The organism is Sphingobium sp. JS3065, assembly GCF_026427355.1.
Taxonomy (GTDB): domain Bacteria; phylum Pseudomonadota; class Alphaproteobacteria; order Sphingomonadales; family Sphingomonadaceae; genus Sphingobium.
This window is the reverse complement of the sequence record NZ_CP102668.1, coordinates 14449-39459: the sequence shown is the minus strand read 5'-3', so window position 1 is coordinate 39459 and position 25011 is coordinate 14449. Positions and strand designations below refer to the sequence as shown.

Annotated in this window: 20 protein-coding genes; 7 read left to right on the top strand and 13 right to left on the bottom strand. The window is 61.3% G+C overall.

Features of this window, described 5'->3' with window-relative positions; translation table 11 throughout:
* Window positions 1-40 precede the first annotated feature (40 nt).
* From NUH86_RS24190 to NUH86_RS24130, 13 genes are all read right to left on the bottom strand, one after another.
* Complete coding sequence (locus NUH86_RS24190) at window positions 41-2161, bottom strand: molybdopterin-containing oxidoreductase family protein (protein ID WP_267253282.1); 2121 nt, start codon at window positions 2159-2161, stop codon at window positions 41-43.
* A 131-nt stretch (window positions 2162-2292) separates the two neighbouring features.
* Entirely contained in the window at window positions 2293-4713 is a 2421-nt protein-coding gene (locus NUH86_RS24185) for a TonB-dependent receptor (protein WP_267253281.1), read from the bottom strand.
* Window positions 4714-4848: 135 nt separating this feature from the next.
* Window positions 4849-5862 (bottom strand): zinc-dependent alcohol dehydrogenase family protein, encoded by a 1014-nt coding sequence (locus NUH86_RS24180; RefSeq protein WP_416365407.1) that lies wholly within the window; start codon window positions 5860-5862, stop codon window positions 4849-4851.
* Between the two features lie 150 nt (window positions 5863-6012).
* A complete protein-coding gene (locus NUH86_RS24175) occupies window positions 6013-6666 on the bottom strand; it encodes a TetR family transcriptional regulator (RefSeq protein ID WP_267253280.1) in 654 nt (217 codons plus the stop codon).
* 98 nt (window positions 6667-6764) lie between these two features.
* A complete protein-coding gene (locus NUH86_RS24170; protein WP_267253279.1) occupies window positions 6765-7898 on the bottom strand; it encodes an acyl-CoA dehydrogenase family protein in 1134 nt (377 codons plus the stop codon).
* 62 nt (window positions 7899-7960) lie between these two features.
* Window positions 7961-9136 carry an acetyl-CoA C-acetyltransferase gene (locus NUH86_RS24165; protein WP_267253278.1) on the bottom strand — a complete coding sequence of 392 codons (1176 nt, stop codon included), beginning with the start codon at window positions 9134-9136 and terminating at the stop codon, window positions 7961-7963.
* A 23-nt stretch (window positions 9137-9159) separates the two neighbouring features.
* Entirely contained in the window at window positions 9160-11229 is a 2070-nt protein-coding gene (locus NUH86_RS24160) for a 3-hydroxyacyl-CoA dehydrogenase NAD-binding domain-containing protein (RefSeq protein WP_323749053.1), read from the bottom strand.
* 66 nt (window positions 11230-11295) lie between these two features.
* Window positions 11296-12072 (bottom strand): enoyl-CoA hydratase-related protein, encoded by a 777-nt coding sequence (locus NUH86_RS24155; RefSeq protein ID WP_267253277.1) that lies wholly within the window; start codon window positions 12070-12072, stop codon window positions 11296-11298.
* An 8-nt stretch (window positions 12073-12080) separates the two neighbouring features.
* Window positions 12081-13118 carry a DUF2889 domain-containing protein gene (locus NUH86_RS24150; RefSeq protein WP_267253276.1) on the bottom strand — a complete coding sequence of 346 codons (1038 nt, stop codon included), beginning with the start codon at window positions 13116-13118 and terminating at the stop codon, window positions 12081-12083.
* A gap of 88 nt (window positions 13119-13206) precedes the next feature.
* Window positions 13207-14838 carry an AMP-binding protein gene (locus NUH86_RS24145; protein WP_267253275.1) on the bottom strand — a complete coding sequence of 544 codons (1632 nt, stop codon included), beginning with the start codon at window positions 14836-14838 and terminating at the stop codon, window positions 13207-13209.
* Complete coding sequence (locus tag NUH86_RS24140; protein WP_267253274.1) at window positions 14838-15449, bottom strand: carboxymuconolactone decarboxylase family protein; 612 nt, start codon at window positions 15447-15449, stop codon at window positions 14838-14840. The genes NUH86_RS24145 and NUH86_RS24140 overlap by 1 nt, the downstream gene beginning before the upstream one ends.
* Window positions 15450-15568: 119 nt before the next feature.
* A complete protein-coding gene (locus NUH86_RS24135) occupies window positions 15569-16345 on the bottom strand; it encodes an SDR family NAD(P)-dependent oxidoreductase (RefSeq protein ID WP_267253273.1) in 777 nt (258 codons plus the stop codon).
* Between the two features lie 56 nt (window positions 16346-16401).
* Window positions 16402-17664 (bottom strand): amidohydrolase family protein, encoded by a 1263-nt coding sequence (locus NUH86_RS24130; RefSeq protein ID WP_267253272.1) that lies wholly within the window; start codon window positions 17662-17664, stop codon window positions 16402-16404.
* 195 nt (window positions 17665-17859) lie between these two features.
* On the opposite strand from NUH86_RS24130, the gene NUH86_RS24125 reads away from it, so the two are divergent.
* The 7 genes from NUH86_RS24125 to NUH86_RS24095 all read left to right on the top strand — a co-directional run bounded on the left by NUH86_RS24125 (window position 17860) and on the right by NUH86_RS24095 (window position 24972).
* Window positions 17860-18642, top strand: coding sequence for an SDR family NAD(P)-dependent oxidoreductase (locus tag NUH86_RS24125; RefSeq protein WP_323749052.1), 783 nt, complete (start codon window positions 17860-17862; stop codon window positions 18640-18642).
* 44 nt (window positions 18643-18686) lie between these two features.
* Window positions 18687-19772 (top strand): Gfo/Idh/MocA family protein, encoded by a 1086-nt coding sequence (locus NUH86_RS24120; RefSeq protein WP_267253271.1) that lies wholly within the window; start codon window positions 18687-18689, stop codon window positions 19770-19772.
* Window positions 19769-20479 carry a nitroreductase gene (locus NUH86_RS24115; RefSeq protein ID WP_267253270.1) on the top strand — a complete coding sequence of 237 codons (711 nt, stop codon included), beginning with the start codon at window positions 19769-19771 and terminating at the stop codon, window positions 20477-20479. Before NUH86_RS24120 ends, NUH86_RS24115 begins: the two co-directional genes overlap by 4 nt.
* 33 nt (window positions 20480-20512) lie before the next feature.
* On the top strand, window positions 20513-21613 hold the full coding sequence (locus NUH86_RS24110) for a CaiB/BaiF CoA transferase family protein (protein WP_267253269.1): 1101 nt from the start codon (window positions 20513-20515) through the stop codon (window positions 21611-21613).
* Between the two features lie 66 nt (window positions 21614-21679).
* On the top strand, window positions 21680-22840 hold the full coding sequence (locus NUH86_RS24105) for an acyl-CoA dehydrogenase family protein (RefSeq protein ID WP_267253268.1): 1161 nt from the start codon (window positions 21680-21682) through the stop codon (window positions 22838-22840).
* A gap of 16 nt (window positions 22841-22856) precedes the next feature.
* The gene (locus NUH86_RS24100; RefSeq protein WP_267253267.1) at window positions 22857-23645 is read left to right on the top strand and encodes an enoyl-CoA hydratase-related protein; all 789 of its coding nucleotides are present in this window, start codon (window positions 22857-22859) and stop codon (window positions 23643-23645) included.
* Between the two features lie 46 nt (window positions 23646-23691).
* Window positions 23692-24972 (top strand): spinster family MFS transporter, encoded by a 1281-nt coding sequence (locus NUH86_RS24095; RefSeq protein ID WP_267253266.1) that lies wholly within the window; start codon window positions 23692-23694, stop codon window positions 24970-24972.
* Window positions 24973-25011 lie beyond the last annotated feature (39 nt).

Sequence of the window (25011 nt, the reverse complement as noted above, 5' to 3'; positions counted from 1 at the left end):
AACTGCATATTTAAGTCCCGGTTGATTACGGCCTGATGCGTCAGCAGGGATCGATGCGGACCGGTATCGCCGTCATCGCAGGCATCGCATTTATTGCTTCAACGTTAGTCGTAGTGCTGACCAGCTGACTCGTCGATACGCCATGCTGGCTGTAGTCGTCGTCGGGCAGCAGTCCGCGGCAGTGCGTCATGGCGACGCTTCCGCGCCGCAAACTGGGGTCGGCCGCGACGATCACGCCGATGCTGCCGGTCGCACTGGTTAGCGCGATCCGGCCGCCGCGCTCAATGCCCAGATCCGCCAGATCGTCAGGATGCACGTAAAGCGGATTTTGGGCGTCGCGCTTGCGTGTTTCAGGCAACGTCCGCCCCACGCTGTTATAGGTCGTTCGAACGCGCCGAACGATCAGCAGATATGGATAGGCAACATCCGTCACGGATGTTTCGATCAAGTCTGCAACCTCTGCAAGCTCCTCGACGATATCAGGCGGCGCGATCGCGAACCGGTGCGTCGTTTCGCGAGCTTCGACGACGAAGTCGTGCTCGTCAAAGACGTGTCCGCGCGGAAACTGCCGCAGCGTGTCGAGCGGGACACGTGAATCGCGAAACTGAATGTCGAGCAGGTCGTCCGTCGATGGCGGTGGCTGATCGAGATCGAGCTCGGCACCAGCATAGACGAGCCGAAGGCCCAGGCGCTTCGCAAGCGCCCAATAGAAATGCCAGTCATCAATGACCTGAGACCCCGGCGGCGCGGATGCGACGGCTGGGATATATTGGTTAAACTGCGAACCGCTCAACGCGAGTTCCATGTGCGGTGGGCGCGCGATATCGGTGCGCTCATAGACCATCTTCGGCGGGATGATGTAATCGCACAGCATCGTCGTCGCGGTCATATAGGGATCGACCGCAACCAACAGGTCCAACGCCTTCAGACCCGCGACAGCCTTCGCCTGGTCGGGCAAAGCCACCGCCGGGTTGCCGCCGTTGACGATCAGCGCGCGAATACGGCCTGGACCGTGCAGCAGCATCTCGTCGGCAAGGATGCCGCTCATCCGCTGGCCAAAGATTGCGCCATGACCCGTGCTGCTTTTCGGGCCATTCTCCCAGCCGCGGTCACCTGGAATCACATCGGCCGTAAAGCGGCGCATCGGTGAAAGCACGCCCGGGCTGAGCACCGCTTCGCCCTCGCGAAGCAACCGGCCGCACAAACCGTTGAGCGTTTCAACTAGATGGTCGGCGAGATTTGATCGGGGCGCCATCGAACCACCAGTGCCAATGATCGCGATGCCTCGGTTGGCATCATGGGCGAACATTCGGGCGGCGCTCACAAGGTCGGCCGCGCTGATACCGGCCTGCGTGGCCACCCGATGTTCATCAAATGGATCGACGGCGGCCCGCAACGCGTCAAGGCCGTCCACATAGTCAACGCAGAATGGACGATCCTCCCACCCATGGGTCAAGATCACTCGGATCAGCCCCGCCAGGATAAGGGGGTCCTGCCCCGGGACCGGCTGCAGGAATAGGTCAGCCTGGGCGGCGGTTTCGGTCCGTCTAGGATCGATCACGATCAGCTTGAGACCACGCTGTCGGGCCGCTTTGAGGCGGCGCGAAGGATCATAGTCCAACAAACTGTACCCGCCTTTCGAGACCAGGGGATTGGTCCCGATCAGCAGCGCAACGTCTGAATCTTCTAACCGATGCTTGCCCGCGTTCCAGGCACCCATTCGCGCCTTCGTCACGGCATGACACGACTGGTCGATCGTCAGCGTCGTGAAATAATTTTGCGAACCTAGCGCCGCCATCCAATCGACAAGCATCTGCGATGCAGTTGCGTTCTGGTAGGTTTGCGTCCCCTTGAACAGACCGACGCTGTCCGGACCGGACTCCTCGACGATCGCGCGGAGCCTGTCAGCGATCTCGCCCAGCGCGGTGTCCAGATCTATCGGCTGGAAGCCGCCGTCCGCCATCCGCTTCATCGGATGAAGGAGACGTTCGGGGTCGTTCATCAGTGCGGGCGCTTGAAGACCGATGGAGCAATTATAACCGCGGCTCGCTGGATGATCGCGGTCACCCCGGACGGCTGTCACCTGCCCTTCGTCGTCCAATGACACGACCATGCCGCAAATGGCAGTGCAGACCCGGCACATCGAGAGCACTTCGGCCATAATCACCTCGATCGGTTGTGCTCAACCACGCTCCCGCAAGATCAGGTCGGCAATAATTCGCATGCTGATCCAAAGCCAGCGGGAGATGCGCCGCGCATATCGAACGGCGCATCTGTCATCACCCAGTGCGATTAATATTTGACCGTCAGACGTAATTCTATCGTGCGCGGACGATTGGAGAAGCCCGCGAAATCCGACATGTTCCCCGGTAATGTCAGGCTGCCCGTGTTGGCAGCGACAATCGGCGTCAGCGTTGCGCCGACCGCCTGCTGAATACGGAGCTTGTCGGTCAGGTTGCGGCCTACCAGCGCCAGCTCCCAGCGCTCGTTCTGCGCACCAATGCGCAGATTGGCGTCGAAGAGCCAATAGGCGCGTTGAAGCGACTGGATCGGCTGCTCGGCGATCGGATAATAGCTGCTTGAGTAGTTGCCGCCGCCGGACACACCAATTTTCAGCCCGGATCCGACATTCTGGTCATATGCCACTTGGAAGCTGCCGGTCCAATCCGGCGCTTTGACGAGAGGTTTGCCAGCATAGTCCTGTTGCAGATAAGCCGTGCCAGCGGCATTAAGCGTGCGATTGCACCCCTGAGCAACGGTCTGGCCAGTGTAACACGGGCCGACATAATTGGAATAGCGCGCTTCATTGTAGTTCACCGCGCCCATGAACGACAAGCCCGGCACCGCGGGCGGAGCGTAGTTGACGGTCAGCGCAACACCCTTGACCGTCGAGCTAGCGGCATTCTGCAACCGCGTAATGCCCGTCAGAGGATCGAACGATGCAACCTGCAAATCGGTATACTTGTAGCTGTACAGGTTCAAATCAGTGCGCAAACCTGGGGCGAGCCTGGCCTTGATGCCACCCTCGAAGCCACGCGCCTTCTCGTCACCGAAAGTGTAATCCTGCGTCGTAGGCTGGCTGATGAACGAGCCCACATTGAAGTTGCCTGATTTGATGCCCGTACGATAGCTGACATAGATGTTCGTATCGGCGTTGGGCTTGTACGAGAACGTCGCCTCCGGGCTTACGGACTTGAACGTGCGCGACGGCCGCGAAAGCGTGATCGGGCCAGTGAGACTCGAGGTCAGTGTCGCCGACTTCCGTTCGTTCGTGTAGCGCGCACCACCGCTCAGCTCGAACTGATCGGCAATCTGCCAGGTCAGCTGACCAAAGACCGACCATACATCGGTATCCACGCTCCATCGGCCGTTGTTGCTGGGCGGCGGCGCGCCGTTGCCAGCGATGTCCAAAGTGGCAGGTGCAAAGGCATCAAAGCTGCCCGTGCTGATGAATCCACCCACCATGAAGTTAAGCGGGGTATCGAAATCGCTGGAGAGGCGAACCTCCTGCGAATAATCGACCTTGTCCATCTCGGTGTAATTGCTGACGATCCCGGCGGTCGTGTAACCTGCGTTGGTGACTTCGCGGTGGCGGAACTTGTAAAGCCCGGTCACGGAATTCAAAGTCAGTCCGCCGGACAAGTCATAATCGACGGCGAGCGACGCCAGATATTGATTGAGCTTCAACCGTGGCGTGCCGTCGCCCAATTGAGCAAGGCCAGCGGATGCAGTTAACGGGTTAGCGTAGGGAACGACACGCTTGTCCAACACACAGTCGCCGACGCCGGCAACGGTGCCACGTGATTGGGGCGTGCCGCGGGGGCAGTAAAAAAGTTGAGATTCGAAGCCTGCTGGGCTGCCGGTCTGCTGCCCGGCCGTACCCTTGAACCGGATCGTCAGCCGCTCATTCGGCTCGAACTTCAGCGAGAGGCGGCCAGCGAGATCCGTGCCGTACGGAACGCGCATATATTCGGGACCACGCAGAACACCGTAGGTCGGGTGGACCGTCCCCGGCGGCAACGTGTTAACGAAATAACCTTGGCTATGCGTGCGGTAGAGTGCCAGGCGTGCCGACAGCGTGTCCGTCAACGGACCAGAGATAAACCCTTCGGTCAGCAACCGGTCGCCTTCAAACTCGTAGCCGATGCGAGCCATCGCGCGAAGCGTATCGGTGGGTTCGGCGGAGGTGATCGAAATTAGGCCGGCGGTCGAATTCTTGCCGTAGTACAACGACTGCGGTCCATTGAGAATTTCGATCTGCTGCAAGTCGAACTGCGCGAAGCGAAACGCGCCGCCGTTCGTGGCGGTCACCCCATCAATCACCAGCGCAACGGCCTGATCGACGACCGAGCTACCTGAAGCGCCCGAACCGACCCCGCGCAGCGCCACGCTGCCGCCAAACGAGCCGGCATTGGGCGATACATTGAGGTTGGGCGTGCTGGCAGCGACGTCGCGCAGATCGACAATGTTGCGTCGTGCCAGCTCTTCTGACCCGACCGCTCGGATGGTGATCGGCACGTCGATGCTCTGCTCGTTGCGCTTGCGAGCGGTAACGATGATGTCGTCAGCAGACACCGGCGTCGACGGAGCAGCCGTCTCCGTACGGGTTTGCGCTGCCGCTGCGGTCGGAGCGGCGAGCGCGCCTGCTACGCCCACAGCCAATGCACCGCCTAGCAATGTCGAGCTCAAAAGCGCTTCACGAAAATGCGGCAATTTTCTGACCTCCCCTTAATCGACTCTATAACGAGCTTAGGAACGTTATTAGTCGATTAAATAAGGCCGTCAAGTGCAGTGTGGTCGCCAGGCGTGAATGCCTTACAGCGCGTCAGACCCGCACAGACGAGGCCATTAGATTTCGATTACGATCTTCCCCACATAGTCCCTGCGAAGCATGCGCGTGATCGCCTCACTCAACTGATCGAGCGGGTATCGAGCAGCGATCAGGGGGCGGATGCCGGTTGCCTCGATCCCGGCGACCATATCCTTGATATGATCGAGACTGCCGACCTGAAGACCCTGGAGCCGTGCGTTTTTCTGCATTAGGGGCACAGTCGAGAGTTCCCCGCTCCATCCACCCAGGATACCAATCTGGCCAATGAAGCCAGCTTCGCGCACTGCGGCAAAAGATTGCGCCAGCTCGGTACCGCCGGCAACGTCTATTACGGCGTCACATCCGCGACCGTCGGCAAGTGAATAGGCAATCGCGCCCCAATCCGGCTGAGCGTTATAATTTAAGACATGCGTCGCGCCCAAGTCGCGCAACATTTGCGCCTTGCTGTTTGAAGATGACGTCGCAATCACCCGGGCGCCGCATGCAACTGCAAACTGCAATGCAAAGATCGAGACGCCGCCGCTCCCTTGCGTCAGCACCCAGTCGCCTGGCTTAATATGGGTTTCAACAAATAGCGCGCGCCATGCGGTTAGCCCAGCACAGCCCAGGGTTGCCGCTTCTGCGGCGCTATACCCCGCCGGGGGACGGGCAAACCAGGACGCCGGATGCGTTTCAAAAACGCGAGCATGTCCATCCACGTTGAGTCCGGGCCGGGTGACCCACCGCGCTGGTGTATGTGGGCCGCCATCCCAAGCAGGGAAGAAGCGCGCCATCACGCAGTCGCCAACGGCCCAATCGCTGACATCGGAGCCGACCGCATCGACGATGCCCGCCCCATCGGCTAGAGGGATACGGCCCTCGTCGTCCGGATCGAGCTGGCCCGTCATCATCATCAGGTCAGCGAAGTTGAGCGACGAAGCTTGATTGCGCACCCTAATTTCGCCGGGTCCCGGATCAATTACCGTGCAACTACCATGGACGAGCACAGGGCCGTCAGGACTCGAGGTTACTCGAACGCAACGATTCAACATCTGCCGTTCCTTTGACCAAGAAGGTTGGCGCGGAAGCCTAGCTCACGCGAATGGCAGTGGCGGCTGACGGTCCTGCCGCGACATGGCACACGGGCTGGTCAATGCCACCCCACGAAGCTGACACGTCGAGACGTCGGCGCCCCCGCGGCTTCAGCCGTTTTCCTTGCGCAGCAGGCCGTTAAGGATGAGCTCCAGCAATGTCTTGGTATACAGACGCCGGATATCATCGTCGATTTTGTCGACATCGAATGCGATGCGCATGATGTGCTGACCCATGAAAATATGGTCGCATGCACCCAAGATGATGAAAAAGAACATCATTGGGTCGATCGCCTTGAACTCGCCGGTCGCGATACCTTCTTCCAGCAGGATCCGCTGTGTGCGTGCCAGAGGCTTCGAAATCCTTGTCGCGACGACCTTGCCAGATTCGGGATCGGCGAACAAATAATGGAACAGGCGATTGATGAACGGATAGCGAAAATAAATGGTGATGATCGCCTGCACGTGAAGGCGGATTTTGTCAGCAGCGCTCATCTTCATATCGACGAGTTGGTCAAGCCGCACCATGCTTTGCGCAAGGATGTCCTCGACCAGAGCAAGCAGCATGCCCTGCTTATCGCCGAAGTAGTATTTTATCAGCGCGGAGTTCAAACCCGAATGCTTCGCAATCTCGCTCAACGAGATATCGATGGTGCTCCGCTCGGTCATCAGCGCACAAGCCGAATTAAGCAACACTTGCCGAGAATTCATTTTTTTTTCGCCAGCCGTGGCGCCCGAAGGCGCGATCGCCGCTGCTCTCGGCATAACCTTGTCTCTTCATGATCCGTGATCATCGGTCAATCGCATCCACCGGACATGGTGTCAAGCTTGAACATGGCCACGGTCGGTATATACTTAGACGATTAGTTATAGGCTGAAAGTTCCGCTAGTCGGGACAGGTGCTGATCAGCATCGCCAAATTCACAAGCTAGCATAATCGCCCGCTTGAAATAATGACCAATAGCGAGTTCGTCGGACATTCCCATGCCGCCGTGCAGCTGCACCGCATTTTGGCCGATAAAAACTAATGCGCGCGCGATCGCCACTTTGGCCGACGATGCCGCGATGGCACGATCGTTTGGGTCCGCATCAAGGCTCAATGTCGCGCGATAGACGGCCGACTTCGCAAGCTCCAGCTTCATGTGCATATCGACAATGCGATGCTGCACCACTTGGAATTGCGAAATTGCCTGACCAAACTGGCGTCGCTGTTGAACGTAATCGATCGTGTCCTTTAACAGCCGCGACATCACGCCGATCGCCTCCGCCCCGGATGCCGCAATCGCATGATCCAGAATGACTTCCATGTCTGCAAGCCCGCCGTCGAGGTCGCCGATCAGCGCTGTTCTCTCGATCAAAACAGACTCGAAGTGAATGTCGGCAGCACGCCGGCCGTCCAACGTGTAATAGGGCCGAAGCGTAACGCCCGGCGTATGCGGATCGACCAGGAACGCCGAGATGCCGCCGCGATCGCCAACCCTGCCGGACGTGCGCGCGGCAACGATCAGATCGGTCGCCCATGGCGCGGCCATTACGACCGATTTTGAGCCGTCGAGGATCCAGCGGTCACCCGATGCCGTAGCGCTCGTAGTCACATCTGACAGCCTGATGCCATTGGCAGTGTCGGCCCAGGCAACAGCGAAGCGCGCGCGGCCCGACACGATCCGTGCGATATCCACATCGCGATTGCCTGCTCGGGCCAGGAGTCCACCGGCGATCACGACTGTCTCGAGGTAGGGCTCGTTAGTCAGGTTTGCGCCCAGTTCCTCCATGATCGTCATGACATCAATGCTGCCGCCGCCAAGTCCACCGGCCGATTCCGGTAGCGGGGCGCCAAGGATCCCTAGCTCTTCGGCAAAGGCCGTCCACAAGTCGTCGCGCCAGCCCAGCTCACTGTGGCTTACCGCGTTGCGAACCGCGATGTCGTTCCGCGCCGCGAGGAATGCCCTGAGCGTCTCGCGCAGCTGACCTTGCTCCGCAGTCAAATCGAAATTCATGCTAGTGCCTCACAGCTGAGCGTGAAGTGCGGTTGATGATCCGGACGACCGCATGGGGGTTGTCAAAGTGCCTCAACGATGGTCACATTCGCGATGCCGCCCCCCTCGCACATCGTCTGCAGCCCATAACGCATACCGCGCGCCCTGAGCGCGTGTACCAGCGTTGTCATCAACTTGGTTCCTGATGCGCCCAGCGGATGGCCTAGTGCAATGGCACCACCATTGACGTTCAGCCGGGCGTGGTCCGCGCCCAGTGTCTGGAGCCAGGCAAGCGGGATCGGGGCAAAGGCTTCATTCACCTCGAATAGGTCTATGTCGGCGACGCTCATCCCCGCTCGCTCCAGCGCCCGCTTTGTGGCGGGGATGGGCTCTTCCAGCATGATGACGGGATCGCCGGCGGTAACGGTCAGATTGTGGATCCTGGCGAGCGGCGTCAGCCCATGCGTTTTCAATGCGTGCTCGCTTACCACAATCACCCCCGATGCCCCGTCGCAGATCTGGCTGGCGCTGGCTGCTGTGATGCTGCCGCTTTCGCTCAGCAGCTTGACGCCCGCCAGCGTCTCCATCGTCGCATCATAGCGGATGCCCTCGTCCGCAATGTGAGGTATCTGCCCGCCCGCGCCATCATCGACCAACACCGGCACGATCTCAGCCGAAAAGGCGCCCTTGCGGGTTGCCGCCGCGGCGCGGCGGTGGCTCTCGAGCGCGAACCGATCAAGATCTTCGCGTGAAAGTCCGTATTTGCGCGCGATCGCCTCCGCACCTTCGAATTGGCTGAACGCCTCGATCCCATAGCGGTCCTTGATCCGCTGCGACCAAGGACCAGTACCGACGCCCGCCTTGTCCGCCAGATAGGTAGCGCTTCCCATCGGCACGCGTGACATGCTCTCGACGCCCGCCGCAATCACGACATCTTGCGTCCCGCTCATCACCGCCTGCGCCGCGAAGTGAAGCGATTGCTGCGACGAACCGCATTGACGATCGATTGTCACCGCCGGGACACTGTCCGGAAGGTTCGACGCCATCACGGCGTTGCGCCCGATGTGCATGCTTTGCTCGCCCGCCTGCCCGACGCAGCCCATGATGACGTCATCGACCGCAGTAGGGTCGATCGCGGCACGCGCCACCAGCGCATCCAGCAGGGTGCCCGCCAGGTCGGCAGGATGCCAGCCTGCCAGCTTGCCGTTACGCCGGCCGCCAGCCGTGCGGGCCGCGGCCACGATATATGCCTCCGACATGTCAGATACTCCGGGAAATTGTTCTATGAGGTCAGCCGGCCGCCCTCGGCCGCGAGCCTGCGCAGCAATGGCGAAACCGAGTCAGGTCCGATCATCGCGTCGAGGGAATCGACGATGCGGGGCAAGCCGATCCGGTCGGCCCAGCACATCGGCCCGCCGGTCCAGACCGGCCAGCCGTAACCGGTGGCTAGGGCAATATCGACGTCCGACGCACGTAGTGCGATCCCCTCCTCGACAACCTTCGCCCCCTCGTTGACGACCGGATATAACAGGCGCTCGACGATCTGCGCGTCATCGAAAGCCTGTTGCGGCACGTTTGCCCGGGCGGCGAACTCGCGGATCACCTGTTCGGCGACGGGTGATGGTGCGGCGCGGCGTTGTTCGTCATAATCATAATAGCCGCCATTCTTCTTCTGGCCCCACCGCCCCATCTCGCATAGCACTTCCTGCACGGTACGCCCAGCGCTGTTGTCGCGATCCCACCCGATGACATCCAATCCGACCAGATCGAACATCTGAAACGGACCCATCGCGAACCCATAGCGGTTCATGGCACGATCAATCTCGCTGGGCGTCGGTCCTTCAAGCACCAGCGCCTCGGCGGCCTCCATACGCGGCTTCATCACGCGATTGGCGATGAAGCCGTCGCATACGCCAGACAGCACGGCGACCTTGCCCAACCGCCGGCCCAGCGACATGCCGGTCGCGATCACGGCATCGGACGTCCTGGCGCCGCGCACGACTTCCAGCAGGCGCATGATATTGGCGGGAGCGAAGAAATGCAGTCCGATGACTTGGTCGGGCCGCGCCGTGACCGCAGCGATCTCGTCAAGGTCAAGGAATGAGGTGTTGCTCGCCAGAATTGCGCCAGCCTTCGCCACGGCGTCGATTTCCTTGAAGATCGCCTGCTTCAGCGCCATCGATTCGAAAATGGCTTCGACAACCAGGTCGGCACCGGAAACGGCGTCTTCCAGGCTCGAACCGATGCGCAGCAGCCCGACGCGGCGCATGCCTTCCTCCGGCGATATGCGGCCCTTGTCCGCCAGATCGCCAAACGTCTTGTGGATCCGGGCGGCGCCGCGCTCGGCGGCATCGCCAGCCTTATCAACCAGGAAAACGGGATAACCGGCATTGAGGAACACCATGGCGATACCCGTGCCCATCGTCCCGGCGCCGATTACGGCGACGCGCTCGACCGTCAGCGGTTGTACACCACGTTCGATGGGGATCTTGCCGGCGGTGCGTTCGGCGAAGAAGAGGTGACGCTGAGCAATTGACTCCTGCGAATCGACGAGTTCCTCGAACAGCGCCCATTCGCGCGCCAGACCTTCGTCAAAGGTCAAGGTCGCAGCCGCCTCGATCGCCTGCAGGATGAGGCCTGGGGCCTTGAAACCCTGCAAGTCACGCTTGTGCGTCGCGCGAAAACGCTCCAGCGCTTCGCGTGTCGCCGTCGCGTCAAGATCGACCGCCAGGTCACGCACGCGCCGCAACGGCTCGCCACGCGCAATCAGCTGCTGAGCGTACAGGATCGCGCCCGGCAACAAGTCACCTTCGACAATGCGATCGATCAGGCCATCGGCCAGCGCCTTCGTCGCTCCTATCGGGCGGCCACCGACGATCAGCGTCAGCGCCTTTTCGATCCCGACGAGGCGCGGCACACGTTGTGTGCCGCCTGCGCCGGGTAGCAGGCCGAGCGAGACTTCCGGCAGCCCGAGTTTCGCCGATGATGTCGCAACCCGATAGTGGCATGCCAGCGCCAACTCCATGCCACCGCCCAGCGCAGTGCCGTGAATCGCCGCGACAACCGGCTTTGTTGACGCTTCGATCAGGTCGAACACGGCATTGAGGTCAGGCTGCTGCAACGGCTTGCCGAATTCGCTAATATCGGCTCCCGCAAAAAAGGTTCTGCCGGCACAGTGGATGACGATCCCATGGGCATCGGCGTCCGCCACGGCGCGCCGCAAGCCGGCCTCGAGCGCGACGCGAACCGCGTGGCCAAGCGCATTTACGGGCGGGGAATCGATGGTAAGGATCGCAATCCCGTCCGCGACCGCATAGGTTGAAATCGCGGTTACCCGGCTCATCTCGTTCATGTGTCTCTCCAATTCGACCGCAGATCCGGGCGAAAGATCGTGGTTCTCGAGGCGCAGCGCAGACATTTACGCGCCGCGGAATTCCGCCTGTCGCTTGCCGGCGAAGGCGGCGATGCCCTCCGCGGCATCAGCGCTGGCACCGGCGATGCTCTGCTCACGTCGTTCGTCAGCCAACATCCGCTTCCAGTCGTAATCGACCGCATCCCAGATCATCCTGCGCGTCTGGCAAAGGCTGGTCGGACCCGTGGCCAGCCGCTCGGCCAACTCGATCGCTGTGGCGTCAAGCACATCATCGGGAACCACGCGGTTGACCATGCCCCAAGTCAACGCCTGCGCTGCCGAGATGCGTTCCGCCAGCAAGGCCATCTCCATCGCGCGGGGACGACCGACGGTCCGTGCCAGCAGATGCGAAGCGCCGCCGTCCGGCACCAGACCAATCCTCGAAAACGCCAGCAAAAAATAGGCGCTCTCGCTGGCCACGATGAGGTCAGCCGCGAGCGCCAGGGAACAGCCCACGCCAGCAGCCGCGCCGCGCACCGCACTGATCCAAGGGATCGGCAGTTCTCGCAACCGTTGCATCAACGGGTTCACTTGCGTTTCGAGCATCAGGCCGAAATCAAGCGAGTCCAGCTGGGCAGGATCGATGGCGAGATTGGCCCCGGAACAGAATGCCCGCCCTGCACCGGTCAGGATCATCGCGCGCGAAGTTTGCTCGACATGCTCGATCGCCGCGGCCAGTTCATCCGCCATCCGTTCAGACAGAGCGTTGAGCGTATCCGGCTGGTTGAGGCGCACGACGCCCAACGGGCCATGTTGCTCAAGCGCGATGCATTGGAACTGCATTGAACCCTCTATCTTGTTTGCGTCGGCAGCAGGGAAACGAGCCGCGGAACTTCGGCAAGCGCGCGCAACGCGTCATTCAAGTGCGTGCAGCCCAAGGTCCGGGGTAACCGCTCAAGCACCGAGGCCCGCAGATCGGCCATCGGCGTTCCGACGAGCGAAAAGACATTCTGGATCGCGCCCGCACATTCGCGATACGGCAGAATCTGCGGCAGCGCCTCCAACGCTGTCAGCCGCTGGCCGCGCTCGTCCGCAGTCCCGACGAGGCGATATTCGTGCAAGCCGGCCCGCATCCCATCAGGACGAGCGGCACTGTCTTGGAAGGTCGCGTCGATATGGATCGCGCCACCCTCGCGCCACACGTCAATCCGGCGCGCGCGCCGCAGATTGGCGCCGTCGATCACGGGAAAACGGTGCCATCCCGTCGGGTCCTCGGGCAGCACCAGCGGCGGCAGGATCGTCGGCGCATCGAGGCCCGGTTCCACCTGCAGCGCTCTCGACCCCGGCCGAAAGCCGATACACACCCCTTCCATCTGCGGCAGCCGCTCGTCACGATGCGCATCCTGCGCAAGCCGCGCGGCAATGTCGCTCCACTGGCTCCAGGCCCATCCCGCGATCAGCGAAACGCCGGCAACATCGTCGAGCACGAGGTAAAGGGGCGCCCCCGCAGCATGCTCCTCGTACAGCACTGACAGCAATTCGCTGCGAAGGTGCCCCCCGCCCCGAGCGCCGACCAGCGCGTCCAGAACGGCGCGCGGTGGATCCGCGGTCACAGCCTGGATTACGCGCCCGTCCAGCCATGCCTCGACGGCATGTTCCGCGGCAACCTGCGTAACGTCCCTTGCCCTACCCGTAATCAAGTCGCGCGCGCGCCCTTGCAGGCGCATCTGTCCGTCACGGCCATTCGGCCAATCGGCGTAGATGGTCGATGTCCGACGAGCGCTGTGGGGGCGCCGGACGGGCGAACTGTTGATCGGGTTGCGTGGTGGCCATGAATCGACGGCCAGTGGCTCCCCGCGAAGCGAAAAGTCGGTCGCGCGATCGCTCATCCGAGGACCGTCGCGTGGCCTGCGGGGACGATGCCGTCGACCGTGCGATGGCGCGCGTCCTTCTGTAAATTACGCACAAGCCCGACCATCAGCGCGACTGACCGCTCAGCTTCTCTCGCTTGACGATCAGACCGACCGCCTTGGCGTCCCAAGCATCGGCCGTGATGCCATCTTCACGCAGGACGTATTTTTGGATGCGATTGGACGGTGTTTTCGGCAAATCCGGCAATAGCCTGAAATAGCGCGGCACCATGAAATGCGGCAGGCGAGGGGTCAGAAAATTGATCAGCGCTGCCGGGTCATGGACGTGACCCTCATAGACACTGATGCAAGCCATCACCTCTTCTTCGTAACCGCCATCCGACACGCCGATCACGGCTGCCTCGCGGATGCCCGGAAATGCCATGATCTCGGCCTCGACTTCCATCGCTGAGATATTCTCGCCGCGACGGCGAATGGCGTCCTTGACACGGCCGACGAAGTAGAAATAACCCTCCGCATCCTGCCGCAGCATATCGCCGGTATGAAACCATCCGTTACGCCAGGCTTTTGCGGTCGCCTCCGGGTTGTGCTGATATTCGGTGAACATCGCCCACGGAATGCTTGAGCGCACGACAAGTTCGCCCGCCTCTCCATCCGGCAGCGGGAAGTCATGCGCATCGACAATCCGCGCTTCGAACCCCGGGCGAACCCGCCCGCATGATTCCATCGGCACCGGCCCGTCGGCCATGATTGGCGTGGCGAGCTCAGTCGCGCTGTAGGCGAAATGCACGCGCAAATTGAAGTATCGTGCGAACTCGTGGACGCGCGGCGTATGTGGGGAGCACAACAACCAGCGCAGCGACGTTTCACGATCCATATGTTCCATTTCCTTGATCAGGAAATCGAGCATGACCCCGATCAGCGCGCAGCCCGTCGCTTGGGTCCGTTTGACCTGAGGCCAGAAGTCGCTGGTGCGGAATGATTCCAGCAGCGCAAAGGTGCTACCTGCCACGAGACTGGCGTAGAGGGTACCCGCCGCGCCGACGTGAAAAAGCGGACCATAGAGCAGATAGCGATCACCCTTGTCGATGCACCATACGCCGACATTCTGATGATAGGTGTGCGCGTAGGAATTGAGCACCCCCTTCGACGCGCCGGTCGTGCCCGACGTGAACACGATCAGGATCGGATCCCAGGGCTCGATCGGCTCGACGAGGGGCGCAAGCTCATGGCTGGTGTCAAGACTTTCCCAGGCGACGATGCCGCACGTCTCGATGGCGCAAGTCGGCGCGCCCCCTACGACCACGAGCGTTTCCAGCGGCGCGGCCTTCAGTTCGCTCAGGCGGTCGATCAGCCCAGCGTGAACGATGCCAACCTTCGCTTGCGCCAGCTCGATACAGTGGCCCAGCAGCGTGCCGCGGTAGCCGATGTTGAGCGGCACGTAGATCGCGCCGAGATAGTTGACCGCGAACCAGGCGAGCACGGCTTCCTTGCCATTCAGCAACCACCCCACGACATGGTCGCCCTGTTGCACGCCCAGCGCCTGAAGCCCGGCGGCCACGGCACGTACATCCGACAGCGCCTCTGCAAAGGTCCATTCGCTGTCGTCCTCGAACAGACCGAACACGTCATCGGGAATCGTCCGCGCCCGGTCTTCCAGCAGGTAACGGACGACGCACTCCTCCCGCGACGGGATGTGCACGCCGGCGAACCCGGGAACATCAGCCAACTGTGGCATCAGTCCGTCTCGTCCGCGGGGTCGAAAACCGTGGTGAATCCGAACTGCCGCGCGACTTCGATATTATAGTCATGGGTTTCGGGCGGACCGATATCCACCAGATTTAGCACCGTGCAGAAGTGCTGATAGATGCCAATGGAGTGCGCCAGATCCAGAAAGTCACGGTGGCCAAGCACCGCGTGCAGCTCCTTGACCAGCCATTTGGGGGCGTTACCGGTCGTCGCCGCGACATTCGCAAGCATCACGACCTTTTCGTCTAGCGTTCCCGGTCGCGGCTCGCCATCGCCCAATGCATACCGCACATCGCCCTCGGTGCAGCCGAAATGCACCATCGACATCCGGCAATGCTGGATTGTGGCATAGTCGCACTGCAACGCCTTCATGGTTGCGACCATCGCAAGCTGGCGCAGCCGGGGATCCAGCTGCGATTTCCAGCGCAGGTACAGACCCAACCGCCCCATGTGCAGTAGCGGTGCCGGGCTGTGCCCGAACACACCGATCAGCTTTGAGCTGGATGCATCGCGATTCTCTTCATGCTTCAGTTCGCCATCGAAAACCAGCTTGTGGTATTTTTCTTCAACTTGATCCCGCGTCACCATCGGTATCAGCATAGCCACCCTCTCACTCAAAGATTTAGACGGTACGGTTGCAGTACGACGCCGCCGACCGACATTTGCTATAGTGGCAAGGCCCACCGCACTATGGCGACACGCCTGCGTTTGTTACCGTGTCAGCTCGCGCCCGCTGCTGGGCGGATCGCCGCTGGCCCCGCCATGATGCCACCGTCCACCGGCACGTCGATCCCGGTAACGTAGGAGGACTGGTCTGACAGCAACCAGACTGCGGCGTCCGCGATCTCGGACGGTTCACCCGCGCGCGTCATCGGCGCGCCCGCGGCGAGCGCGGGATCCACGTCACCAATCTGACGGCGCACCATGGGCGTCACGACCAGTCCTGGACAGATCACGTTGACCCGAATGCCTTCCGCAGCACATTCGAGTGCAACCGTCTTCGTGACGCCACGAATTGCCCATTTGGCGGCCGTGTACGACCCCATTTCCCGCGTGGCGTTCAAGCCCGAGCGCGACGACATGTTGACAATCGATCCTCGGCCAGAGGATTTGCGGATCGCCTGGATCTCATGCTTCATCGAGAACACGGTGCCAAAGAGGTGCGCGTCCGTCAGCTTGCGCCACATGTCCCAATCTGCATCGGCAATCTGCTGACGCGGCAAAACCGGACCAGCACAGTTCACCGCACCGTCAAGCTGACCGAACTCGGCCAATGCCCGTCCGATCAGCGCCTCGATCTCCGCTTCGACCGACACGTCGCACTGCACTGCAGCCGCGCCGACCCCACACGCACGCGCCGCCTCCGCTACACGCCGAGCCCCGACTAGATCGACATCGCCGATCACAACGTTGGCTCCGGCGTGCGCGATTGCCATCGCGCACGCCTCGCCGATGCCGGATCCGCCACCCGTGATCACGAATGCCTTGCCCTTCACGCCACTCTCCAACTCAAACTCGGCCCAGCCGGATCACCTTCGCAGCGGTTTTGCCGTCAAGTTTCCGGTGTCGCATTCTTCAGGCCAAGCATGCGCGTCGCGTTACCGCCGACGATCTTGTCGATCTGCGCATCGCTCAACCCCGCGAGATTGCGCTTCATGTTGTTGCGACAATAAGGGAACGAACCTTCGTGGTGCGGGTAGTCGCTCGACCAGAGGATATTGTCCTCCAGTCCGAACTCGACCGCCGCCTTCACGCCCTTCGGCTCATCCAAGAACGCTGCATAGCAATGCTCGCGGTAATAGTCGCTGGGCAGGTTCGGAATCACGGGCCGCACCCACATGTGATGCGCGCGATACGCATGGTCCATCTGGGTCAGCACCCATGGAACCCAGCCGATCCCGCTTTCGATGGTAGCGAGGCGAAGGCCACGATGCCGTTCGAATACGCCCGAGGAAATCATCTGCACGACCGGCTCGATCGGCGTGATCATCGAATGGCTAAGATAGTTGATGATCGCGCCGCCGTCGCCAGCGATGGCGCGCGGGTCCTGCCCAGACGACACGTGAAGCACGATCGGCAGCTTGGACGCCTCGATCGCATCCCACAGCGGCTCGAAACTCTTATCGTTATACTCCAGCGGGAATCGTGCCTCGGTCGCACGATGAAAGATCGGGCGATTGGGCAGCATCAGGCTGGTAAATCCCTCAGCGGCAGCCCATTCGATCTCCTTGACGGCGGTCTGGACATCGCCCGGCGAAATGAGCGCCGCAGGCAGTGAGCGCTGCCAGTCGTCAGCGAAATATTGCCTGACGAAGCGGTTATAGGCCCGTGTCATCGCCGTCTGGAACTTCACGTCGGGCGTCGCGTAGCAAAGCTGCCCCTTTTGCGGGAACACGATCTCGTAATCGACGCCTTGCGACTGGCGATCGCGCTTGCGCTGCTCGATGTCACGCCCAGCGGCGGCACGCAGAACGTCCTGGTCCTCCATCCGCTTAGAGAACGGCGACAAAACCTCGTACGATTCGAAGTCCTCGAGCGTCGGCAATAGGTCGCGTCGGCTCTCAGCGACTTTGACCAGCTGCGGCGTCCAGCCCTCGGTGATCAGCCACTGGTTGCCATCCTCGTCCGTTTCGAATCGAGGAAGGCGATCCTCGTAACCCGGTTCGATCATCTCCATGAAGGACATCGGCTCGTTCACATGGCTGTCGCACGAGATCACGACGGGCTTGTCCGTCGACTTCTCGTCAATGCGCGAGTGCCATGTTTCGAAAGGCGGGCTCTCCAGCCGCCAGGCATTTTTTGCGTCAGCGTTCATAATCACCTCATCTGCTTGTTGCTGTCAGAGCACTGTTCAACCGTCACGTCAAGAAATTTAATGAAGCGATTACATTCCGCCTGGAATAGGGCGCCACGTCTGTCGATAAGTCAGGCTATGGCTATATTTTTTAATCGGTCGATTGACCACTGGTGTATCGTGGGATAGGCACGAGTAACCGACATAGGAGAGGTTGTGACCAGCACTGGTATTTGCGTCGTGACGGGCGGCGGATCAGGGATCGGCTTAGCGGCAGCGAGAGCGGCAGCGATGGGGGGTATGACCGTGGCGCTGCTTGACACGGATGAAAGCGCCGGTGCCGCCGCAGTTGCCGCGCTTACGCAAGATGGGTTCGATGCTCGCGCTTATGCGATTGACGTAACCGACGAAGATGCCGTCAGGTCAGTAGCTGAGCGGATCGAATCGGAGCTTGGCGCGGTGGCAGGTTTAGTCACATCGGCGGGTACGAGCCGCCCGGGACCGGCCGTGGAACTTTCACTGGCCGATTGGCGGACGGTCATCGACGTCAATCTGACAGGGACCTTTATTTGCTGCCAGGCCTTCGGCCGAGCCATGTTAGCTCGTCAACGCGGCTCGATCGTAACGATCTCTTCGATCGCAGGCGTCAGCGCGGTGCCGAGTCGCGTCAACTATACAGCGTCGAAATGGGGGGTGGTGGGCATGACCAAGGCGCTGGCCGCCAACTGGAGTATGAACGGCGTCCGCGTCAATTGCGTTGCGCCGGGCATGGTGGACACACCGATCCTCCAGAAGGCGCAACTATCTCCTGAATATTGGGAAGATGTGTTCTTGGCCCGGACACCGCTGGGTCGGCCGGCACGCCCCGACGAGATTGGCTCGATTATAGCGTTCCTGCTGTCGGAAGCGTCATCGTACATGACGGGTTCCGTGCTTGTCGCCGACGGCGGTATCACCCTGGGATTTGACGCCCAGCGTCCGAAGCGCGCCACGTCCTAAAAGCGCGCGCCTTCATGTTAAAAGATAAGCTGAGGAAGTAACTCATGGTGCACCGGGTCGGGATAATCGGGGGCAGTATCGATGCAAAGTGGGGGAAGGAAAGTCACCTTCCAGCGGCACTTGCCTCGCCCAATATGAAGATCACCGCCGTTTCAACGCGTTCGATGGAATCTGCGACGCGCAGCGCAGAGGCGCTCGGCGCCCTGCATGCTTTCGATAATGCCGATGCGCTGGCCGCGTGCCCTGATGTTGACCTAGTCATCGCCTCCGTGCGGTCGAATTATCACATCCAAAGTGTGCAGGCAGCGCTGGACGCCCGCAAGCCGGTATGGTGCGAATGGCCGTTCGGCCGCGGCGACGCCGAATCGCTTCGTGTGACCGAGACCGCGGAACGGCTTAACCTGCCGACGATTGCCGGTCTGCAAGGGCGTTTCGCCCCCGGCGTCGCTTATGCGAGACAGCTGATCGACGAGGGTTACCTGGGCGAGCTGCGCACGGCGGCAATGTATCTCGAGTCGCACGTCTGGGCATATGACCTGATCGCGGCGACCTATACGCTCGACGAACGTGAGAATGCCAACGTCCTGTCGATTAAGGGCGGCCATTCGCTCGATATGCTGACCTATCTTGCGGGAGATGTGGTTTCGGTTGCCGGTACGGTATCGCACCTGCAGAAATCGGTATTTGCCAAGGACCTGGCGCGCGAGGTCGAAATGAGTTCGCCCGATCAGTTCGCCGCGATCGGCCGATTGTCGTCTGGCGCCGTGTTCTCGACGCACATTACTGGGGCTGCGCCGCGCGGGATGCCGTTCAGTCTCCATCTGGTGGGTGACAAGGGGCAGTTGATCCTGACCACAGACGGCATGCCGGAGATGGCTCCCCTCACGCTCAGCGGATCGCGAGGGAGCCAGCCACCTCAGGTGCTTGAGATCCCAGCACAATATTTCCCCGAGGATCGAAGCCTGGTCGGACCCGCGATCGTCATGGCATGCGCCTACCGCGCGCTTCCGGATGACTTGTCCAATGGGGCCGCGCCATTGCCCGATTTCCGTCATGGGCTGAAAATTCAGGCGCTAACCGCCGCGATCGCTGAATCCTCGCGTGACGGCATCGTAAAGCATCTCGCATGACCGGTGACGTGCTGACCGACCGCGCTCGGACGCTCGATGCGCTATTGCGGGAACGCCATAGCTGTCGCGCATTCGAGGTGAAACCTGTACCTCGTGAACTGATTGCAGCGATGCTCGAGCTGGCGCAGCGGTCGGCCAGCTGGTGCAATTCCCAGCCGTGGGACGTCACGATCACCCAAGGTGCCGGGACTGAACGGCTGCGAGCGGCGCTGCATGAACGCGCACTAGAAGACGCGCGTGTCGGCCAGAACCGCTTTGACCCCGACCTGCCCTTCCCGGCGGCCTATGAGGGCGTGTATCGGGAGCGGCAGCGCGCGGTCGGTTGGCAACTCTATAGCAGTGTCGGAATTGCCCATGGCGACCGCGTCGCGTCGGGCAAGCAGGCATTGGAGAATTTCAGACTGTTCGGTGCACCACACGCGCTGATCCTCACGTCGCCGCGTGCGCTGGGCGTCTATGGGGTGTTGGACTGTGGCATCTACATGGGTACGCTGCTGCTGGCTGCGCAAAGCCTTGGAATCGCGATGGTCCCGCAAGCGGCGCTCGCCACCTATTCGTCGCTGATTCGGGAGACGCTCAATATTCCGCCGGACCGCGACGTCGTGTGCGGCGCGTCCTTCGGTTTCGCGGATCGGGATCATCCCGCAAACGGCTTTCGCAGCGACCGGGCGAGCTTGGCCGATGCCACGCATTGGGTCGAAGCCTGAGCGGAAATCTAATTATCTGATTGGGAGTTCCAGGTGACGAAAACGGGACCGCTCAGCGGCGTAAAGATCATCGAATTTGCGGGACTCGGCCCGGGCCCTTTCGCCGCCATGCTGCTATCCGACATGGGTGCCGAAATATTGCGCATCGAGCGCCCCAAAACGTCGCCGCCGACGGCGTGGGAAGTCGATCGCCGGGGTCGTCACACGATCGCGCTGGACCTGAAATCGCCTGCCGACATCGAAACCTGCCTTGAACTGATCGCAGAGGCGGACATCGCGATCGAAGGCAATCGGCCAGGCGTCATGGAGCGGCTGGGGCTTGGCCCTGATGCACTACTAGGCCGTAACCCGCGCCTAGTGTTTGGCCGGATCACTGGCTGGGGACAGGAAGGCCCATTGGCGCTCGCCGCTGGGCACGATATCAACTATCTGGCGCTGACAGGCGCCCTGCATACCATCGGCACCGAAGACAAGGTGGTACCGCCGCTGAACTTTGTCGCGGATTACGGCGGTGGTGCTATGTTCCTTGTCGCCGGGGTGCTCGCCGCGCTGCATCACGCGCGCGCGACCGGCGAAGGCCAGGTAGTCGATGCGGCCATGGTCGACGGCGCGGCGTATATGGCATCGTTGTTCTATGGCTTCCGCGGGACCGGAAACTGGAGCGACCGTCGCGCCGACAATCTGCTTGATGGCGGCGCTCCGTTCTACGACACCTATCAGTGCGCTGACGGCAAGTGGGTCGCGGTTGGGGCGCTTGAACCGCAATTCTATGCGCTGCTGGTCAATCGCGTCGGGATTGAAGGCATCGATTTGTCAAAGCAGATGGACCAGCGCGAATGGCCTGCGCTCCGCGCGAAGATTGCCGAAGCTTTTCTCACCAAGGATCGTGAGCAATGGTGCGAGTTGCTGGAAGGCAGCGACGCCTGCTTTGCCCCGATCCTGTCAATGGATGAGGCGCCGCTCCACCCCCACAATGTCGCGCGCAGTACATTTGTCGACGACAACGGCATCACTCGGCCGGCCGCCGCACCGCGTTTCTCGCTGACGCCGGCCGGTCAGCCGGGCGCCGATACGGGTCACCATGAGACCGATCGCGCGTTGGCCGGCTGGCGCGGCCAGATGGTCGCTATCTGAACCTGCGAGCGGACTCACAGAAAATCGCGTCTCGTCCAATTCGCTGAAGAAGCAAGGTCAAGAACAATGGACTTCCAGCTCCCGGAACACGTGTCCCTTATTCAGGATGCAATCTCCAAATTTTGTCAGGACAATATCAGCGTCACGCAGGCCAACCAGTGGGACAAGGATGATGCGTTTCCGCGCGAAATTTTCGACCAGTTGGCGGCGCTTGGACTGGGGGGGCTTACGGTCGAGGAGGATTACGGCGGGTCAGGCCGCGACATCCTGGCCGGCGTGGTGGCGATCGAAGAATTGTCCAAGCACAGCATGGCGCTCGCCGTGCCCTATATTATGGATGCGTTCTATGCCGGCATGAACCTGTCGGAATGCGGGTCCGAGCGGCAGAAGGCAGAGCTGCTGCCGCTCGTTGCCGCAGGCAAGATGCTGTTTGCCTATGGCTGGACCGAACCCAATGTCGGTGCCGATCTCGCAAGCGTCACCACCCGCGCGGTCCGGCAAGGCGATCATTTCATCGTCAATGGATCGAAGCGCTTCTGCTCTGGCGCCGATATTTGCGACATCATCTACACGCTGGTGCAGACCGGCGCCCCGGAAGACCGGCGGAACAACCTGTCACTATTGCTGATCCCGCCCGACAGCAAGGGCATCACGATCGAGAAGATCGGTGGCCTCGGTCTCAAAGGCGCAGCGACGACCGACGTGACGTTCGAGGACGTGATCGTTCCAGTATCAGCGGTCATGGGCGAGGAAGAAGGCATCAACAGGGGCTTCTCGATGCTCAGCGGTGCCGGCCTCGACGTCGAGAAGATCGAGGTTGCCGCGATGGCCCTGGGCATTGCCTCAGCCGCGCTCACCGAAGCATGGAACTATGCCGAGGAGCGATCGCAGTTCGGCCAGCCAATTTCTGCATTCCAAACAGTGCGCCATCTGCTCGCCGACATGCAGACGCGCCTGTATGCCGCACGGTTGTTCACCTACAATGCGGCCTGGCGAGCCAATGAGCGCATTCGCAGCGGCGTGGAAACGTCAATGGCCAAGCTGTTCGTGACTGAAACGGCAAAGAGCATCGTTCTGGACGCACAGACGGTCATGGGCGCCTATGGTTATGTCGACGGCTATGGCATTGAGCGGAACGTCCGCGACATCCTCGCCATGCCGATCATCGGCGGATCATCGGCAATCCAGCGCAACAACATCGCAAATTGGATGCGGCTGGCAAAGTGACATCGGAGACATCGACATGAGTGGTTTCAACTTCCTCAAAACCGAAGAGACATCGGCCGGCGTATTCTCGGTCGTCATGGACCGCCCGCCAGCGAACGGCGTCAACCGCGACATGTACATCGAACTATACGAGCTGTTCTCGAACCCCGATCAATTGGGCGAGGTTCGTGTGATCGTCCTGAGTGGAGCGGGCAAACACTTCTGCGCCGGGAACGATCTGGACGAATTTCAGACCATGACCCCGTCGAACGGCACGGAACGGATGTGGCGCGTGCGCGAGGCATTCTACGCCATCCAAGACTGCTCGGTGCCGGTCATCGGCGCGGTGCAGGGTGCGGCGCTGGGCACAGGTCTGGCAATTGCCGCCTCGTGCGATTTCGTAGTCGCCGCGTCCGAGGCACGCTTTGGTCTGCCCGAACTGACCGTCGGCGTCATGGGCGGCGCACGGCACCTCGCGCGCATCGCACCGCAACCGCTCGTGCGCCGGATGTTCTTGACTGGCGAGCACATCAAGGCCGTCGATTTCGCGCAGGCAGGCGGGTCGATTGTGGTCGATGCATCAGGTGCACTGCTCGAAGCGGCCAATCGCTATGCCCAGCGCATTGCCTCATTCAGCCCAACGGCATCCCGACTGGGCAAGCAGATCCTGAACAAAATCGAATGGATGGACATCTATTCAGGCTATGAATTCGAGCAACGCTACACCGTCAAGATGAGCGGGCATGCTGATTCGAAAGAGGCGTTGCTCGCTTTCCGTGAATCGCGCGCGCCCCAATATCGACCGCTCGGTGACTGGCGCCTTTGAAACCTTCCTGGCCAAAGAACCAATAGCGTGAAAGGGACGAGATCCCATGCCGGCTGATCACAATCGGGGGCGAAGCACGCCCGAGGCAGGCGCAATCAAGGCACTCTGCATCTTCGTGGCGCTGCATGTCATGCTGTCGGTCGATCGATCGATCATGGTCGTCGCACTGGAACCGCTGCGCAACGAATTCAAACTGTCCGACACGCAGCTGGGGTTGTTGACGGGCATCGGGTTTGCGTTCTTCTTCGGGCTGGCAGGGCTTCCCCTGGGCTATATGGTGGACCGCTGGAACAGGCGAAATATCCTTGCGGCCTCAACCGGGCTGTTCAGTTTGATGACGCTGCTGGCATCGTTCGTCACTTCATTCCCGCAGCTATTAGCCACCCGCTTGCTGGTCGGTGCAGGTGAGGCTGGCGGCACCCCCTCGATGCTGTCCATGCTTTCCGACCTTTTCCCGCCCGAACAACGGGCGCGGGCCATGTCGATCTACTATTCCGGTGTGCCGCTGGGCGGAATCGTGGTGCTATTTGCCGGCGCCTGGATCGCCCAGACGTTCGGATGGCGGACGCTGTTCCTGGTCGCCGGCGTGCCCGGACTGGTTCTAGCCCTCTTGCTGCTGGTGTTCGTGCGCGAGCCGGCGCGCAAGCAGCAAGTTGGTGTCAGGGACAAAACCGACATTCGCGCGACGCTTCGTTTCATGTGGTCGCAGCGTGCCGTACGGCATCTGATCTTCATGACGATCGTTGGCTCGGCCGCATCGCTTGGTCTGTTCTTTTTCACCGTTTCGTTCCTGGTGCGCGCACACAATTACTCACTGGCCGAAGCAGGGTTCCTCATGGGGGCAAGCTATGGCGTGGTCGGCCTGTTCGCCACCGTGCTGAGCGGCGCGATTGTCGATCGTCTTGCGCGCCGTGACGAACGATGGCGGCCGTGGTTCTGCTCGATCGTCAGCCTGGTCTCGTGCGCTTCGATCATCGGCATGGCACTCGCGACCGGACCGATCGGAATCACGATCGGTGTCTGTATGTGGGCTTTCAGCAGCATGGCGACCTATGGCCCCACGCTGGCCTTGCTGCAGTCGCTGGTCGGCGCGCGCATGCGTGGCACCGCCTCTGCCGCCTATCTGTTCATGTCCTATTTCGTCGGAGCAAGCCTCGGCCCGCAGTTCGTAGGATCGCTTAGCGACGTCCTGACGCCGCATTACGGAGCGAACGGCTTGGCTATCGCCATCATGTGCGCCGCATTGCTCTATTGCTGGGGTGCTGCTCACTATTTTCTCGCGGCACGGACCGTGCGGGCAGACTTGGTGCGCGCAACTGGAGCTTAGCCGCTGCGGCAAAACATGCCGCGGCCTCAGGAGCGCTGC